This window comes from Streptomyces griseochromogenes (assembly GCF_001542625.1).
GTDB lineage: Bacteria > Actinomycetota > Actinomycetes > Streptomycetales > Streptomycetaceae > Streptomyces > Streptomyces griseochromogenes.
On the sequence record NZ_CP016279.1, the window covers coordinates 7,351,780 to 7,366,116 of the forward strand.

Here is a 14,337-nt window from a genome sequence, read left to right on the forward strand (position 1 = left end):
GTGTCCGGGGGCGCCCGTACCCTGAGTGCGGACAGAAAGCGCACAACCCCCACGAATCAGGAGCCGCCGGATGGATCACAGCGGGCACGGCATGATGATGGATCTGCCGCCGTTCACGCTGGGGCGGGGGCTTCAGTGGTCGGCGGATCCCTTCTTCCTCATCGCCTGCGTGGCCGGGCTGGCTCTGTACGGGTGGGGTGTCGTGCGGCTGCGCCGGCGCGGGGACGCCTGGCCCGTGGCCCGTACGGTGTCGTACGTCGTCGGCGTGCTGACCATCATGCTGGTCATGTGCACCAAGCTGAACGACTACGGCATGGTCATGTTCAGCGTGCACATGGTGCAGCACATGGTGATCAGCATGCTCTCGCCGATCCTGATCCTGCTGGGCGCCCCGGTCACGCTCGCGCTGCGCGCGCTGCCGGTGGCCGGCAAGGGCCGCAAGGGGCCGCGTGAGCTGCTCCTCGCACTGCTGCACAGCCGGTACATGCGGGTCATCACCCACCCGGTGTTCACCATCCCGCTGTTCATCGCGAGCCTGTACGCGCTGTACTTCACGCCGATGTTCGACTTCCTGATGGGGTCGAGGGCCGGGCACATCGCGATGATGGTGCACTTCCTCGCCGTGGGTGTCGTGTTCTTCTGGCCGATCATCGGGGTGGACCCGGGTCCGCACCGGCCGGGTCACCTGATGCGGATGCTGGAGCTGTTCGCGGGCATGCCGTTCCACGCGTTCTTCGGCATCGCGTTGATGATGGCCTCGGAGCCGATGATCGACACGTTCAAGCACCCGGCCGCCTCGCTCGGCATCGACGCGCTCTCCGACCAGAACGCGGCCGGCGGGATCGCCTGGGCGTTCAGCGAGATCCCGTCCGTGCTGGTGCTGATCGCGCTGCTGTTCCAGTGGTACGGCTCCGAGCAGCGGCAGGCCAAGCGCAAGGACCGGGCCGCCGACCGGGACGGCGACAAGGAGCTGGAGGCGTACAACGCCTACCTGGCTTCGCTCAACGCGCGCGAGGGCTGAGTACGCCGTATCCCCTCCCGGGGGAAATCGGGGCACCATGGTCGAGGACGGACCATGAGGAGGGTGCCGCGATGCCCGGTTCCACGAACGGTTCCACCAAGGCGATGGGGGCGATGACCGTCGGCGGGCTCGTCGTCGTGACGGCCTACACGGTCGCCCTCGGCAGCAACGGCTGGCTGTGGTTCGGCTGGGTGGTGCTGGGGCTGCTCACGCTCGCCATGGTCGTCACCCAGTCCTAGGTTCCCGCGCCGCGGGCGTGGCTGATTACAGTGCCCGCATGAACAGCAGGACCGCGTCCTTCGACGACCTCGACCGGAAGATCATCACCGCGCTGATGGCGAACGCCAGGACCAGCTTCGCCGAGATCGGCGGGGCGATCGGGCTGTCGTCCACCGCGGTCAAACGGCGCGTGGACCGGCTGCGGGAGACCGGTGTGATCACCGGGTTCACGGCGACCGTGCAGCCCTCCGCGCTCGGCTGGCGCACGGAGGCGTACGTCGAGGTGTACTGCGAGGGCGCGGCCCCGCCACGGCGCCTGGCGGAGGTCGTGCGCAACCATCCGGAGATCACGGCGGCCATGACGGTGACCGGCGGCGCGGACGCGTTGCTGCATGTCCGGGCGCGGGACGTGGAGCACTTCGAGGAGGTGCTGGAGCGGATTCGCGCCGAGCCGTTCATCCGGAAGACGATCAGCGTGATGGTGCTGTCCCACCTGCTCCCGGAAAGCCCGGAAGCGGGCGCCACCCACGCGGCGCCCCAATGATCGAGGAGTAAACCTCCACGCGCGCAGTTCTCGTGCGTTCTGCCCGGTGAGAACGCAGCGATGCTGCGCATGCGCGCAGCTTTCGTTTCTTGTCGTGCCTCTCCGTCACTTCCTACCGTTGTGTCACCCCTCAGTGACACACAGGAAAGCGGAGGAAACCCTCTGTGGCCGAAAGCCGTGTGCCGCGCCCTCGGCGCTTCCTCGTCTGCGAACCCAGACACTTCGCCGTGCAGTACGCGATCAATCCCTGGATGCATCCCGACACACCGGTCGACGTGGATCTGGCCCAGGAGCAGTGGCAGGCGCTGATCCGCGCCTACCGCGCCCACGGCCACAGCGTCGAGACGGTCGATCCGGTCCCGGGCCTGCCCGACATGGTCTTCGCCGCGAACGCGGCGTTCGTGGTCGCCGGCCGGGTCTTCGGCTCCCTGTTCCACGCTGCGGAGCGGCGCCCCGAGTCGGTGCACTACGACACCTGGTTCAAGGCGGCCGGCTACGACGTGTACCGCCCCGAGGCGGTCACCGAGGGCGAGGGCGACCTGGTGTGGACGGGCCGGTACGTGCTGGCCGGCACCGGGTTCCGCACCACTCGTGAGGCCCACCGTGAGGCGCAGGAGTTCCTCGGGCACCCGGTGATCGGCCTGACCCTGGTGGACCCGTACTTCTACCACCTGGACACGGCGCTGTTCGTCCTGGACGACGACAACATCGTCTATTACCCGGAGGCCTTCTCGCCGGGCAGCCGGGAGGTGCTGGGGCGCCTGTACCCGGACGCGGTGCTCGCCACCCGCGACGACGCGATGGCCTTCGGCCTGAACTCCGTGTCCGACGGCCGGCACGTCTTCATCTCCCCCAAGGCCGAGGCGCTGGCCGAGCGCCTCGACAACCACGGTTACGTCCCCGTCCCCGTCGACCTGTCGGAGTTCCACAAGGCCGGCGGTGGCATCAAGTGCTGCACCCAGGAGATCCGCTGATGACCGCACCCGCGCACGAGCGCACGTCCGACGACCTGATCAAGGCGGAGGAGCCGGTCCTCGCGCACAACTACCACCCTCTGCCCGTGGTCGTCGCCCGGGCCGAGGGCACCTGGGTGGAGGACGTCGAGGGCCGCCGCTACCTCGACATGCTGGCCGGCTACTCGGCGCTCAACTTCGGCCACCGGCACCCGGCGCTGACCGAGGCCGCGCACCGCCAGCTGGACCGCCTCACCCTCACCTCGCGCGCCTTCCACAACGACCGGCTGGCCGAGTTCGCCGAGCGGCTCGCGGCGCTGACCGGTCTGGACATGGTGCTGCCGATGAACACCGGCGCGGAGGCGGTGGAGAGCGGCATCAAGGTGGCCCGCAAGTGGGCCTACGACGTGAAGGGCGTCCCCGCCGACCGGGCGACGATCGTGGTGGCGGCGGAGAACTTCCACGGCCGTACGACGACGATCGTGAGCTTCTCCACGGACGAGACCGCCCGGACGGGCTTCGGCCCCTTCGCACCCGGCTTCCGGATCGTGCCGTACAACGACCTGGCGGCACTGGAGGAGGCGGTCGACGAGACGACGGCCGCGGTGCTGATCGAGCCCATCCAGGGCGAGGCCGGGGTCGTCATCCCGGACGAGGGCTATCTGGCCGGCGTCCGTGAGCTGACCCGCCGCAAGGGCTGTCTGTTCATCGCGGACGAGATCCAGTCGGGTCTCGGCCGCACCGGCACCACCCTCGCCGTGGAGCACGAGGGCGTCGTCCCGGACGTGCTGCTGCTCGGCAAGGCGCTGGGCGGCGGCATCGTGCCGGTGTCGGCGGTGGTAGCCCGGCGCGAGGTGCTGGGCGTGCTGAACCCGGGCGAGCACGGCTCCACGTTCGGCGGCAACCCGCTCGCGGCGGCGGTCGGCACGGCCGTGGTCGAGCTGCTGGAGACCGGTGAGTACCAGCGGCGGGCCGCCGAGCTGGGCGTGATCCTGCGGGACGGGCTGGCCGAGCTCGTCGGCAAGGGTGTGGTCGGCTTCCGGGCGCGCGGGCTGTGGGCGGGCGTCGACATCGACCCGGTGATCGGCACCGGCCGCGAGGTCAGCGAGCGTCTGATGCGCGAGGGGATCCTGGTGAAGGACACCCACGGTTCCACGATCCGGCTGGCGCCCCCGCTGACCATCACGGCGCAGGAACTGCGTTCCGCGCTGGCGGCGCTGGAGAAGGTCCTGGTCTGAGGCGCCGTGGGGGCCGGTGCCGGCGGCACCGGCCCCCACGGGCCGTTCGTCAGCTCTTGCCGAGGAGCTCGTTCATCTCCTCGATCTCGGCGTTCTGCGCGGTGACGACGGCGTCCGCCATGGTCTTGGCGGGCCCGTAGGCGCCCTTCTCCTTCTCCGTGCCGGCCATCTGGACGGCGCCCCGGTGGTGCTCGACCATCATGGACAGGAACTTCGTGTCGAAGTCCTTGCCCTCGGCCTTCCGCAGCTCGGCCATGTCGCCGTCGCTCATCGTCCCGGTCATGCCGGAGTGACCCGAGTGGTCCATGCCGGCCATGGGCACCTGCTCGCCCCAGGCCTTGAGCCAGCCGGTCATGGTGCGGATCTCGGGGCCCTGCGCGTTCTCGATGCGGGTGGCGAGATCCTTCACCCGGGCCGAGGAGGCCCGGCCGGCGGCGAGCCGTGCCATCTCCAGGGCCTGTCGGTGGTGCGGGATCATGCCCTGCGCGAAGGAGATGTCCTGGGCGTTGTGGGCGGTGGTGGCCGACGCGCCCGGGGAGGCGGACGTGCCGTGCCCGGCGTGGCCGCCCGCGCCGCCGCCACCGCAGGCGACGAGAAGGAGGGCGGCGGTCGCCGCGACCGTGGTCAGGGCTGCACGGCGGATCAGGGTGGGCGTGGTCATGCTGGAACTCCTGTGGTTCTCGAGGGATGTCGGGCACGCGTGAGCACGACCGCGCACGCTCCGCCGAGAGGGCGGGCGCGGTGCGGCCGGCGGGGCCCGCTAGATCCGCAGGAGTTGGAGTTCGGCCAGGGAGGGCGGGGCGCGGGCGCCTTCCGGATCCGTGGCCGTACGGGAGCGCGGACACGGGTCCGGCGCGGGAACGGCCACGGGGTCGGGGACCGGGGCGGGCAGCTGCGGGCCGCCGTTCAGCGCACCCGACGCGCAGGCGGGGTCGGCGTGGTGCAGCCGGCCGCCACCGCAGTGACCGTCGGCGTCCGGGCAGTCGTCCCGTGCGGCAGAGGCGACGGTGGCGGTGGCGGTGTGGTGCGCCGGACGACCGGGCTCCGGACCACCGTGCTCCGCATGCCCCGGGCCCCCGCCGGGCCCGAGCGCGTGCATGCCCAACAGCCCCACCAGCACGGCCAGCACGAGCAGCACGCGCTGCCGCCGACGGGGCGGGCGCGGTGCGCGTGGTCCGGTGCTGAGCATCGGAGCCATCGTACGGGGGAGGCCTCGAGCGCCCACCGGGGGTTCGGGGCACGGCGCTCCGCCCGAAGGGGCCGCGCGCGGGTCAGGGCCGCAGACCGGCCAGACGGCGCAGTTCGGTGCGGGCCGACTCGGCCCGCGGTACGTCCGGCGCGCTGAAGTGGACCTCCACGTTCGCCGTGCCGCCGTCCTCGGGACCGCGTGCCTCCAGGACGCCGGGGACGGCGGCGGCCCGCTCGCGCAGTCCGGGCACGGGGGGCAGCTGGGTGCGGCCGACGATGCCGGGGCGCGGTTCGTGCGACAGGGGGCCGAGGGGCTCGCCGAGCGCGGCCCGGACGAACTCGTCCCACAGGTCGTAGCCGTGCGCGTGGTGCACCATCCGCGGGATGCCGAGTCCGCCGGGGCGGATCGCCACCTCACCGACGACGGGGCCCCGCGCGGTCCCGAAGACTTCCAGGTGGGTGACGCCGTCGCGCAGTTCGATCGCGGCGGCCACCCGGCGGTGCAACTCGAGCACCTGCTGGGCGAAGGGGTCGGACTGGTCCATGACGTAGCCGCTGTCGACCTCGGGGGGCGTGTCCAGCGGAACGGTGAAGTAGCGGGACACCGCGGCCCGGCGCACCACGCCGTCCCGGACGACGCCGTCGCAGTGGTACTCGGCGGAGAACTCCACGAGCCGCTCCACGAGTACGGGCACGCCCCGCGCGCCGAGGTCGTCGAAGGCTCCCTCGTCGAGCCGGCGCCGGAACTCCTGCGGGGAGCCGACGCGGTAGGTCCTGGTCGCCATGGCGCCGAAGACGGGTTTGATCACCACCGGCCAGCCGGTGTGCTCGGCGGCGCGCGGCACGTCCCGCAGGGAGCCGGCCTGCGCGCAGTCCGTCACCGGCACGCCGGCGGCGCGCAGCCGGTCCTTCATGGCCCGCTTGTGCGCGGCCCACAGGGACTGGTCGAAGGACTGACCGGGCACGCCGAGCAGGGAGCGGACGAGGCCGGCGGCCACGACGCTCTTCTCGGTGGCCGCGACGACGCGCTCGGGGGCTCCGTCACGGGACAGCTCGTACGCGGCCCGCTCGACCTGGCCCAGATCCTCGAAGCTGTCGACGAAGGCGGTGTCGCAGCCCTCGTAGAGGTCCGCGTACGCCTTGCGGGTGATCACCTGCAGACGCAGGTCCTGACGTGCCCTCAGGGCCTGGAGGACCTCGGTCTTGTCGGAACTGAGCAGCAGCACACGGCGGCTCACGCGCTCTCCTCGTGGCGTCGCGACCCGGACGGATCGCAGAGGTGGTAGGTGACGGTGGCGGCGTCCTCGTCGACGACGACCCAGGCGGGGGACGGCCCGCGTTCGGGCGCGGCCGTGGCCACCGAGCCCACGTTGACGACGTAACGGGCACCGGATGCCAGGTGGACCGGCTCGTCGAAGCGCACGGGCAGCCGCCGGGCGGCGGCGTGGCCGGTGCCGGGCAGCGGCACCTGGTGCAGGGCACTGCGGTGGTGGTGGCCGTGGACGAGGACGCGGCCGGGGAAATCGGCGTCCACCGGCGACCACACCCCCGGCTCCGTCTCCCGCCAGGGCAGCGGATGTCCGTGGCAGTACACGGCGAAGCCGGTGCGGTGTTCCAACGGGGCCCGCAGCAGGGGCGGTGTCCACGGGGGCAGGTGTGCGGGCGGCACCAGGGAGGCGATGCGTTCCTCCTGGTTGCCGCGCAGCAGCAGCACCCCGTCCAGCAGCTCGGCGGTGCGCGGGTCCGCCTCGAAGACGTCCTCGACGGTGCGGAACACGTGTGCAGCGGCCCGGCTCTTGCTCACCCGGCACTCGAAGACGTCGCCCAGGCAGATCACGTGGTCGACGTGCTGCCGCCGGATCCTCGCGAGAACCTCGCCCAGTGCCGCGATGTCCCCGTGGACGTCGGTGAGTACGGCGTAGCGCACGGTTCAGTCACCCGTCTCGATCAGCACGCGGTCGCGCAGTGCCGCGCCGCGCCGGGCGGCGTCGGCCGCGTCCGTCCCGGTCACGAGGACATGACCGGCCCGGTCGTCGGAGCCGCGCACGGGCCCGACCCGGTCGCCGACGGCGACGTCCAGGGACACGATGTCGTCGGCCCGCTCCGGCTCGGGTACGCGGATGCGGCGGACGGTCCCCGGTGCCGGCGCGAGGAACCGGATGGCCGCACCGGCCGACGCCACGGGTTCGGCGGGCGGCGGCGCGAGCAGCCCGAGGGGGCAGCCGACCGTGAGGGCGGGCAGGTCCAGCCCGTAGGCGCGGCGGACGAGTTCGCGGATCTTGTCCCCGCCGATCCGGTTGTGCGACTCGATGATCCGCGGACCGCCGGAGGTGATCTTCACCTCCGTGTGTGCGGGTCCCTCCCGCAGCCCCACGGCGTCGAGGAAGGCGGCCACCAGCGCGGCGGTCTCCTCACGGACACCGGCGGGCAGCCGGCTGGGTACCGTGTGACCGGCCTCGACGAACGAGGGCCACACGTCCTTGTCGGTCATGGTGATGACGGTGTGCGTCCCGTCGTACGTGAACGTCTCGACGCTGATCTCCGGTCCGTCCAGGAACTCCTCGGCCACCGGACCGGTTCCGCCGGCCGCGGCGAACCGCGCCCAGACGTCCTGCGCGTCGGCGGGTGTCTCCACCCGGAACACGGCCTCGCTGCCGCTGCCGGCCGCCGGTTTGAGGATCACCGGGCCGCCCGTCGCAGCGCTGAACGCGGCCAGTTCGGCGGCGTCGCGCGGTGCGGCGGTACGCACGGGGCTGAGTCCGCGCGCGTTCAGCAGGGTGCGCATCTCCCGTTTGTCCTGGAGCAGCCGCACGGTGCGCAGCGCGTTGCCGGGCAGGCCGAGGCGTTCGGCGACCGCCGCGGCGGGCAGCAGTCCGGACTCCGTGAGGGACAGCACCCGCTGGAGGGGATGTCCGGCGTGCAGCCGGGCCAGTGCCGTGTGCAGCGCGCCGGTGTCGGCCAGATCGACGGCGAGCACCTCGTCGGCGTCGTCCGCGCACCCCGGGACGGGCCCGCCCGCATCGTGCACCAGGACGGTGCGCACGCCCAACGCCCGTGCGCCGCAGACGAGTTGCGGGGTTCCCGCGATCACCGCGATGCGCGGTGCCGCGCGCCGGACATCCCCTTCGTTCATGCCTGGCTCTCCGCCGCGGGCCCGGGCTCGGCCCGGACGGCGTCCGGATCGCCGAACCGCTCCTTGAGGTACGCGATGATGTCCGCGTTCTCCCGCAGCTTGCCGGGGATGACCGTGGCGCCGTCCACCAGGGCCGGGATGTACTTGCTGCCGGTGACCCTGATCAGTTCGTGCCGCTCCTCGCGGGGCTTGGGCACGTTGACGTTCATGTACGACACCTGCAGCCGGGTGAGCAGTTCACGGACCGGCTTGCAGTCGGGGCAGGTCTCCCGCTGGAACAGGACCAGCATCAGTTCTCTCCCTCGTGGACGGTGCGGACGATCTCCCCGGTGCCGGTGCCGGGCGTGAAGCGGTGGCCGCAGTCGAGCAGGGCCATCTCCAGCGCGCCGAAGACCGCGCACAGATCGAGGGCGTCGGCGGCGCCGACGTGGCCGATCCGCAGGAGCTTGCCCTTGAGGTGGGCCTGTCCGCCGGTGACGGTGACGCCGTACTTGACGGAGAGGGTCTTCAGCAGCGTGCCGGTGTCGATGCCCTCGGGGGCGAGGGCGGCGGTGATCACGTTGCTGCGCCGGTGGGGCGGCTGGATGAAGGTGCTGAACCCGAGGGCGACCAGGGCGCGTTCGGCGGCGCGGCCGAGGCCGGCGTGGCGCTCGCGGAAGGCGTCGAGCCCCTCCTCACCGAGCATCTTCAGCGACTCGTGCAGGCCGAGCAGCAGCGAGACGGCCGGGGACGAGGAGGACATCGGGTAGAACTGCCGCAGGCGCTGGAACGACCAGTAGTAGTTCGGCCCGGCGGACCGTTCCACGGCGGTCCACGCCTTGTCCGAGAGCGCGATGAACGCCAGGCCCGGCGGGAGCATGAAGCCCTTGTGCGAGGCACCGAGCACCACGTCCAGGCCCCAGGCGTCCATCTCCACCGGGTGCACCAGCAGACCGCTGATCGCGTCGACGACGACGATCGCGTCGGTGTCCCGGAAGATCTCGCCGATGGCCCGGACGTCGTTGAGAGCGCCGGTGGAGGTCTCGCTGTAGACGACGAGGACGCCGCGGATCCCGGGATGGCGTGCGTGGGCATCGGCCACCTCCCGCGGCGAGATGCTGGTGCCCCAGGGGCTCTCGACCACGTGCGCAGTCAGGCCGTAGGCGCGGGAGATCGCCTGGAAGCGCTCGCCGAAGTAGCCGTTGGAGACGATCAGGACCTCTTCGCCCGGGGAGAAACAGTTGGCGACCGCGGCCTCCATGGCACCGGTGCCCGAGGAGGCGATGGTGTAGACCGGGGATCCGGTGCCGAACAGGGGCGGCAGGCCGGCGTTGATCTCGTCGATCAGCGCCTCCATCTCCGCGGAGCGGTGGTGCACGATCTCGCGGGCGCCCGCCAGCAGCAGCCGCTGGGGGACCTCGGTGGGGCCGGGTGTGGCCAGCCGCAGTTTCACTCGTTGCTCTCCTTGCCGGTGGGAAGCCCGTTCCCGGACGAGGCAGGGCGGGGCGGGTCGATGAGGACACGGCGCGTGGCCGGTTTGAGGTCGAAGTCGAACAGGACGACGCGGTGTGTGGCCGACATGCCGAGCGCGCCGTCGGCGTAGGGCACGAGCAGGCTCGTGCCGAGCAGGGACGACTTCAGGTGGGAGAACCCGTTGGGGTCGCCGGTGGTCAGTTCGTGCAGGTAGCGGGCGCCCTCGGCGGGGGTCGCGGGCGCCATCCGGTCCAGCGCGGCGAGCAGGTCCTGCACGGCTCCCGGTTCGTAGCGCATCACCGTCAGACCCACGGTGCTGCCGTGGGCGAAGACGCCGGCCAGTCCGTCGCCCGCGTGGTGCTCGGCGAGCAGCCGGACGACGTCGTCGGTGATGTCGTAGTGGGAGTTCAGGCCCGTGCTGGGCACCTTCAGTTCGATCACCGGGCGCCGCCTGCGGCCTCGCGCACGGCCCGCGGGAGGTTGTGCGCGTCCAGGTCGCCGGGGCCGGACACGGTCCACGCCGGTACGGAGGCGAGCGCGCGGGCGATGCGGGCGCGGTGTCCGGCGGTCCCCTCGCGCCGGTCGTCGAGGAAGTGGTGCCAGCCGGCGTTGGCGCCGTCGAACGCCGACTCCAGGTTGGCGTTCAGCATCGCGGCCACGGCCGCCGGGTCGTCCGTCACGGGCTCGACCAGGGTCCGCTCCCCCGGGCCGATCGCGGGGTGCAGGATCGCCGCCACGGGGACGTGCACGTCGAGCGGGGCGCTCGGGAAGCGCTCGCGGAACCGGACGGGGTCCACCGCGAACTTGCCGAGCGGCGAGAACGCGTGGGTCGCGGGCGGCTCGTAGTCGTCGGTGATGCCGGCGATCTCCTTGAGCCCCTCGTACTTGGCGATGGTGCCGTAACCGAGGTGGGGGTAGTCGGGCCAGCCTGCCGCCAGCACCGAACCGTCGGGCCGCTCGTGCAGCACGGTCTTGTCGCCGCTGAGGACGCGGTAGCCGAAGTGCTCGACCAGCTCCAGCAGCAGGGTGCTCTTGCCCGCGCCCTTGGATCCGGTGACGAGCACGGCGGTGCCGTCGCGGTAGGCGGCGGTGGCGTGCAGGACCGCGGCTCCGGAGTTCTCCTGCTCCTTCAGCACCAGGTCGCGGACGAGCTCGACGAGGTCCATGGCGCCCTCTGGCCCGAGCGCGACGTCGATGGTGCGCGCCGCGCGGTCGAAGACGAACCGGGTACCCGTCTTGGTGCACTCCAGGTACTCGCGGCCGTCGGCCGCGGTGCGCCGGGCGGGGACGGTGAAGAACGCGCTCGCGCTCTTGCGGACGTAGATGTCCTCCCAGTCCGCGGCGCCGGCCGGAGTGTGCCGGGTGTCGGGGGCGGCGGCGACGCGCAGGGTCGCCAGCGGCTCGCGCGGACCGGCGGCCGGTTCGGCCGGCCGTGCCGCCAGGTGGGTGCCGAGGAAGGCGAGGGCGCCGTCGACGTCTGCGCCTGCCTCGACCTCCAGGTCGAGCAGGGTGCCGTGGAAGTCCAGGTGCAGCAGGGTGGGTCCGGACAGGGTCGTGGTCATCGCGCGGCCTCCGCCAGCTCCCGGCCGAGGGCCTCGTAGCGGGACTGCTGGTCCAGCATCTGCGGCATGCGCTGCAGGTCGAAGAGCTCCTTCAGCGGGGCGAGTTCGTCCTCCACGTGGTGGGTGGTGCCGTCCTGCATGATCCGGGTGAGCGTGTGCCGCATGGCACGCACCGAGCTGCGCAGCGCCTGGTTGGCGTAGATCGCCATGGCGAAGCCACGGCTCTGGAGTTCGTCGGCGGTCACGCTGTTGTACGTGGTCGGTACGACGATGACGGGCAGGTCGCCGTCGTAGGCCTCGCGGAAGGCGAACACCTCGTCCGGGTCGTCGCGCTTGGAGTGGATGAGCAGGGCGTCGGCGCCGGCGCGCTCGTACACCTCGGCGCGGCGCAGCGCCTCGTCCATGCCGAGCCCGGAGATCAGGGCCTCCAGCCGGGCGACGACGACGAGTTCGCGGCGGACGTCCACGGCCGCCCGGATCTTTCCGGCGAAGTCGTCGAGCGGGGCCAGGTCCTGGTTGCCCTCGACGAAGCTGTTGAGCTTGGGGAACTGCTTGTCCTCGATGCACACGCCGGCCACGCCGCGCGCCTCGTAGGAGCGGACCATGTGGATGACGTTGTTGACGTTGCCGAATCCCGAGTCGCAGTCGGCGAGGACGGGGACATCCACGGCGGCGGTCAGCGACGCGGCGGTGTCGAGGCACTCCGGCATCGCCAGGATGTTGGCGTCCGGCACTCCGGCGGCGGCGGAGATCTCCAGTCCGCTGGACCAGATGACGTCGAAGCCCGTCTCTTCGGCGAGGCGTGCGCTGAGCGGGTTGTGGGCGCCCATGGCACGGGCGAGCCGGGGTGCGCGCAGGGCGGCCAGGAGCCGGCCGGCGGCGGAGTCGGTGGTGTGGGTCATGACGAGGTCTCTTCCGTGAGTGCGCGGCACACCTGCTCGACCTCGTCGTCGAGCACCTTGTGCGGCTGCTTCGCGCCCAGACGGCGCCCGACCTCCCAGGGGTCGAGTCCGAACTGCGCGCTGATCTTGTCGATGCGGTCCTGGAAGTAGAAGTGGTGGTCGTTGATGCCGGCGGCGATCTCCGCGCGGCGCACCGTCATGGGGCGCGGCAGCACACGTTCGGCGACGTACTCCGAGGCCTCGCACACGGTCGGCAGATGCGCGTGGGTCTCGTAGCGGGGCCAGGCGGTCAGGAACGCCGCCGCCTGCTCGGTGGCGAGGTTCCCGGCGCCGCGCGCCATGGCGCACAGCGACGCGTCCAGCCAGCCGGCGCCGGCGTCCAGGGCCGCGAGCGCGTTCGCGGCGGCGAGGCCCAGGTTGTTGTGAGCGTGGACGCCGACGGGGATCGGCAGGCGCTCGGTGAGCAGGCTCATCCGCTGCCGGACGTCGTCGGGGGTGAGGCCGCCGAAGGAGTCGGCGATGTAGAAGACGTCGGGCAGCTCGCCGCGCACCAGGTCGGCGATCTCCGCCAGTTGCCCGGGGGTCGTGTAGCTGACGGCCATCAGGTTCACGCCGACCTTGAGGCCGAGGCGCCGTACGGCGCGCACGTACTCCGGCACGCCGGCCATGTTCCACGGGTAGGCGGCGATGCGGACCATGGAGACCGGGCTGTCGGGCAGGTCCTCCAGGGCGTCGACGGGGCACACGGTCGGGACGGCCATCACGGCGAGTTCGGCGTGGTGCACGTCGGGCAGGGCCGCGAGGTACTCGGGTGTGCAGTGGGCCGAGGGGCCCGCGGTCGCGCTGGACCGGCTGCCCGAACCGCCGCGGTAGCCGACCTCGATGACGTCGATCCGCGCCGCGTCCAGGGTGCTGACGATGGTGCGGACGTCTTCGGGGGTGAACTGCCAGTCGTTCTGGTTGCCGCCGTCGCGCAAGGTGCAGTCCAGCAGTACGGGCTTCACCGGTTCACCGCCGCCTGCGGCGCGAGGGCCAGCTCGTCCCGGAAGCGTGCCACGAGCTGCTGCGGCGTCGGCTCGACGCGGCGGCCCGCCGGGTGTGTGCGCGGGGCGCACCTGATGTGCAGCAGCGTGGGCGAGCCGTCGAACTCCACGGCGGCGAGGGCGTCCAGGCTGTCGGCCGTGTACGCGGCGGGGTAGCCGACGGCGCGGGCCAGGGCGGCCGGGTCGCCGAGGACCGCGGTGCGCTGTCCTCCCGTGCTCTCGTGCGCCCCGTTGTCCAGGACGACGTGCACGAGATCGGGCCGGTGTTCGGCGATCATCGCGAGGCAGCCGGGGTTCATGGCGAACGAGCCGTCGCCGTCGAGGACGAGCACCCGGCGCCCGGGGTGGGCGAGGGCGATGCCGAGGCCGATGGGCGCCGCCATGCCCATGGAGCCGACGAGGTAGAAGTTCTGCGGCCGGTCGGCCAGGTTGTACAGGTCGCGGGTGATGTAGCCGCAGGTGCTGACGGTGAGCGCGGCGGGTTCGCGCTCCAGCAGTGCGCCGATGGCCGTTCGGATGTCCAGCACGTCAGATCCCCTCCCGGACGACGAGTACGGAGGTCTTTCGTCCGGCGTCGTGCCGGGCCAGGAACTCCTCGGTGGACTCGGCGGGGCGCGCCGGGTCCAGCACGCTCCAGCTCAGGCCGAACAGATCGAGCAGACGCGGCAGTTCGCGGCCGATGACATCGTGTTCGACGGCGTCGTTGCCGTCGTGTCCGCGCCAGCTGACGATCAGCGGCAGATGGACGTCGTAGATGAGGTTGAACGAGGTCAGCACGTTCAGCGAGTAGCCGAGCCCCGAGTTCTGCATGAGGACCACGGGACGCGCACCGGCGACGGCGAGTCCGGATGCCACGCCGAGGGCGCTGTCCTCGCGCGGTGCCGGCAGGTACGTCGTCGGGCAGTCCGGCGACTCCAGCAGCCTGAACAGGCCTTTGAGCAGGGAGCAGGGGACGCCGGTGAAGTGCGTGATCCCCCGTGTGAGAAGGGTGTCCAGCACCGCCTGGGCGGTGCTCTGCCGAGAATCGGCAGCAGGGACGGATGTCGTGGGAAGCATGAACTCGTCTCCGGAAACAGGCGGTC

General features: G+C 71.9%; 18 protein-coding genes. 5 read left to right on the forward strand and 13 right to left on the reverse strand.

Translation table 11 applies throughout. The features are described from left to right. The first annotated feature begins 70 nt into the window (after nucleotides 1-70). The 5 genes from AVL59_RS31550 to rocD all read left to right on the forward strand — a co-directional run bounded on the left by AVL59_RS31550 (nucleotide 71) and on the right by rocD (nucleotide 3,975). On the forward strand, nucleotides 71-1,021 hold the full coding sequence (locus AVL59_RS31550) for a cytochrome c oxidase assembly protein (protein ID WP_067311312.1): 951 nt from the start codon (nucleotides 71-73) through the stop codon (nucleotides 1,019-1,021). Between the two features lie 71 nt (nucleotides 1,022-1,092). Then, nucleotides 1,093-1,260 carry a hypothetical protein gene (locus AVL59_RS53330; RefSeq protein WP_101372805.1) on the forward strand — a complete coding sequence of 56 codons (168 nt, stop codon included), beginning with the start codon at nucleotides 1,093-1,095 and terminating at the stop codon, nucleotides 1,258-1,260. 38 nt (nucleotides 1,261-1,298) lie between these two features. Further along, nucleotides 1,299-1,784, forward strand: a complete 486-nt coding sequence (locus tag AVL59_RS31555) for an Lrp/AsnC family transcriptional regulator (protein WP_067311314.1) — start codon at nucleotides 1,299-1,301, stop codon at nucleotides 1,782-1,784. Nucleotides 1,785-1,948: 164 nt separating this feature from the next. Beyond that, nucleotides 1,949-2,758 carry a dimethylargininase gene (gene ddaH / locus AVL59_RS31560; RefSeq protein WP_067311315.1) on the forward strand — a complete coding sequence of 270 codons (810 nt, stop codon included), beginning with the start codon at nucleotides 1,949-1,951 and terminating at the stop codon, nucleotides 2,756-2,758. Then, nucleotides 2,758-3,975 (forward strand): ornithine--oxo-acid transaminase, encoded by a 1,218-nt coding sequence (rocD, locus tag AVL59_RS31565; RefSeq protein WP_067311318.1) that lies wholly within the window; start codon nucleotides 2,758-2,760, stop codon nucleotides 3,973-3,975. The genes ddaH and rocD overlap by 1 nt, the downstream gene beginning before the upstream one ends. 49 nt (nucleotides 3,976-4,024) lie before the next feature. Here the strand turns inward: rocD and AVL59_RS31570 are convergent, their stop codons facing one another. The 13 genes from AVL59_RS31570 to AVL59_RS31630 all read right to left on the reverse strand — a co-directional run bounded on the left by AVL59_RS31570 (nucleotide 4,025) and on the right by AVL59_RS31630 (nucleotide 14,311). Beyond that, the gene (locus AVL59_RS31570; RefSeq protein WP_067311320.1) at nucleotides 4,025-4,636 is read right to left on the reverse strand and encodes a DUF305 domain-containing protein; all 612 of its coding nucleotides are present in this window, start codon (nucleotides 4,634-4,636) and stop codon (nucleotides 4,025-4,027) included. A 99-nt stretch (nucleotides 4,637-4,735) separates the two neighbouring features. Beyond that, complete coding sequence (locus AVL59_RS31575) at nucleotides 4,736-5,164, reverse strand: DUF6153 family protein (RefSeq protein WP_208870476.1); 429 nt, start codon at nucleotides 5,162-5,164, stop codon at nucleotides 4,736-4,738. 82 nt (nucleotides 5,165-5,246) lie between these two features. After that, the gene (locus AVL59_RS31580; protein WP_067311323.1) at nucleotides 5,247-6,401 is read right to left on the reverse strand and encodes an ATP-grasp domain-containing protein; all 1,155 of its coding nucleotides are present in this window, start codon (nucleotides 6,399-6,401) and stop codon (nucleotides 5,247-5,249) included. Next, entirely contained in the window at nucleotides 6,398-7,090 is a 693-nt protein-coding gene (locus AVL59_RS31585; protein ID WP_067311325.1) for a metallophosphoesterase family protein, read from the reverse strand. The genes AVL59_RS31580 and AVL59_RS31585 overlap by 4 nt, the downstream gene beginning before the upstream one ends. A 3-nt stretch (nucleotides 7,091-7,093) precedes the next feature. Then, the gene (locus tag AVL59_RS31590) at nucleotides 7,094-8,296 is read right to left on the reverse strand and encodes an ATP-grasp domain-containing protein (RefSeq protein ID WP_067311327.1); all 1,203 of its coding nucleotides are present in this window, start codon (nucleotides 8,294-8,296) and stop codon (nucleotides 7,094-7,096) included. Next, the gene (locus AVL59_RS31595; RefSeq protein WP_067311329.1) at nucleotides 8,293-8,586 is read right to left on the reverse strand and encodes a glutaredoxin domain-containing protein; all 294 of its coding nucleotides are present in this window, start codon (nucleotides 8,584-8,586) and stop codon (nucleotides 8,293-8,295) included. Before AVL59_RS31595 ends, AVL59_RS31590 begins: the two co-directional genes overlap by 4 nt. Continuing rightward, on the reverse strand, nucleotides 8,586-9,728 hold the full coding sequence (locus AVL59_RS31600; protein WP_067311331.1) for a pyridoxal-phosphate-dependent aminotransferase family protein: 1,143 nt from the start codon (nucleotides 9,726-9,728) through the stop codon (nucleotides 8,586-8,588). The genes AVL59_RS31595 and AVL59_RS31600 overlap by 1 nt, the downstream gene beginning before the upstream one ends. Continuing rightward, nucleotides 9,725-10,189: a YjbQ family protein gene (locus AVL59_RS31605; protein WP_067311334.1), complete on the reverse strand. Its 465-nt coding sequence runs from the start codon at nucleotides 10,187-10,189 to the stop codon at nucleotides 9,725-9,727. The genes AVL59_RS31600 and AVL59_RS31605 overlap by 4 nt, the downstream gene beginning before the upstream one ends. Next, entirely contained in the window at nucleotides 10,186-11,310 is a 1,125-nt protein-coding gene (locus AVL59_RS31610) for a hypothetical protein (RefSeq protein WP_067311337.1), read from the reverse strand. Before AVL59_RS31610 ends, AVL59_RS31605 begins: the two co-directional genes overlap by 4 nt. Then, nucleotides 11,307-12,212 (reverse strand): isocitrate lyase/phosphoenolpyruvate mutase family protein, encoded by a 906-nt coding sequence (locus tag AVL59_RS31615; protein ID WP_067311340.1) that lies wholly within the window; start codon nucleotides 12,210-12,212, stop codon nucleotides 11,307-11,309. The genes AVL59_RS31610 and AVL59_RS31615 overlap by 4 nt, the downstream gene beginning before the upstream one ends. After that, entirely contained in the window at nucleotides 12,209-13,216 is a 1,008-nt protein-coding gene (locus AVL59_RS31620) for a beta/alpha barrel domain-containing protein (protein ID WP_067311343.1), read from the reverse strand. The genes AVL59_RS31615 and AVL59_RS31620 overlap by 4 nt, the downstream gene beginning before the upstream one ends. Next, nucleotides 13,213-13,782, reverse strand: a complete 570-nt coding sequence (locus AVL59_RS31625) for a thiamine pyrophosphate-dependent enzyme (protein ID WP_079147108.1) — start codon at nucleotides 13,780-13,782, stop codon at nucleotides 13,213-13,215. Before AVL59_RS31625 ends, AVL59_RS31620 begins: the two co-directional genes overlap by 4 nt. A 1-nt stretch (nucleotide 13,783) precedes the next feature. Then, nucleotides 13,784-14,311 carry a thiamine pyrophosphate-binding protein gene (locus AVL59_RS31630; RefSeq protein ID WP_067311346.1) on the reverse strand — a complete coding sequence of 176 codons (528 nt, stop codon included), beginning with the start codon at nucleotides 14,309-14,311 and terminating at the stop codon, nucleotides 13,784-13,786. Between the last annotated feature and the right edge of the window lie 26 nt (nucleotides 14,312-14,337).

Coding starts and splice junctions, on each gene's coding strand:
- AVL59_RS53330 (WP_101372805.1), top strand. CDS start 1,093: ATGCCCGGTTCCACGAACGGTTCCACCAAGGCGATGGGGGCGATGACC.
- AVL59_RS31555 (WP_067311314.1), top strand. CDS start 1,299: ATGAACAGCAGGACCGCGTCCTTCGACGACCTCGACCGGAAGATCATC.
- AVL59_RS31570 (WP_067311320.1), bottom strand. CDS start 4,636: ATGACCACGCCCACCCTGATCCGCCGTGCAGCCCTGACCACGGTCGCG.
- AVL59_RS31550 (WP_067311312.1), top strand. CDS start 71: ATGGATCACAGCGGGCACGGCATGATGATGGATCTGCCGCCGTTCACG.
- AVL59_RS31615 (WP_067311340.1), bottom strand. CDS start 12,212: ATGACCCACACCACCGACTCCGCCGCCGGCCGGCTCCTGGCCGCCCTG.
- AVL59_RS31610 (WP_067311337.1), bottom strand. CDS start 11,310: ATGACCACGACCCTGTCCGGACCCACCCTGCTGCACCTGGACTTCCAC.
- AVL59_RS31630 (WP_067311346.1), bottom strand. CDS start 14,311: ATGCTTCCCACGACATCCGTCCCTGCTGCCGATTCTCGGCAGAGCACC.
- AVL59_RS31575 (WP_208870476.1), bottom strand. CDS start 5,164: ATGCTCAGCACCGGACCACGCGCACCGCGCCCGCCCCGTCGGCGGCAG.
- rocD (WP_067311318.1), top strand. CDS start 2,758: ATGACCGCACCCGCGCACGAGCGCACGTCCGACGACCTGATCAAGGCG.
- AVL59_RS31590 (WP_067311327.1), bottom strand. CDS start 8,296: ATGAACGAAGGGGATGTCCGGCGCGCGGCACCGCGCATCGCGGTGATC.
- AVL59_RS31595 (WP_067311329.1), bottom strand. CDS start 8,586: ATGCTGGTCCTGTTCCAGCGGGAGACCTGCCCCGACTGCAAGCCGGTC.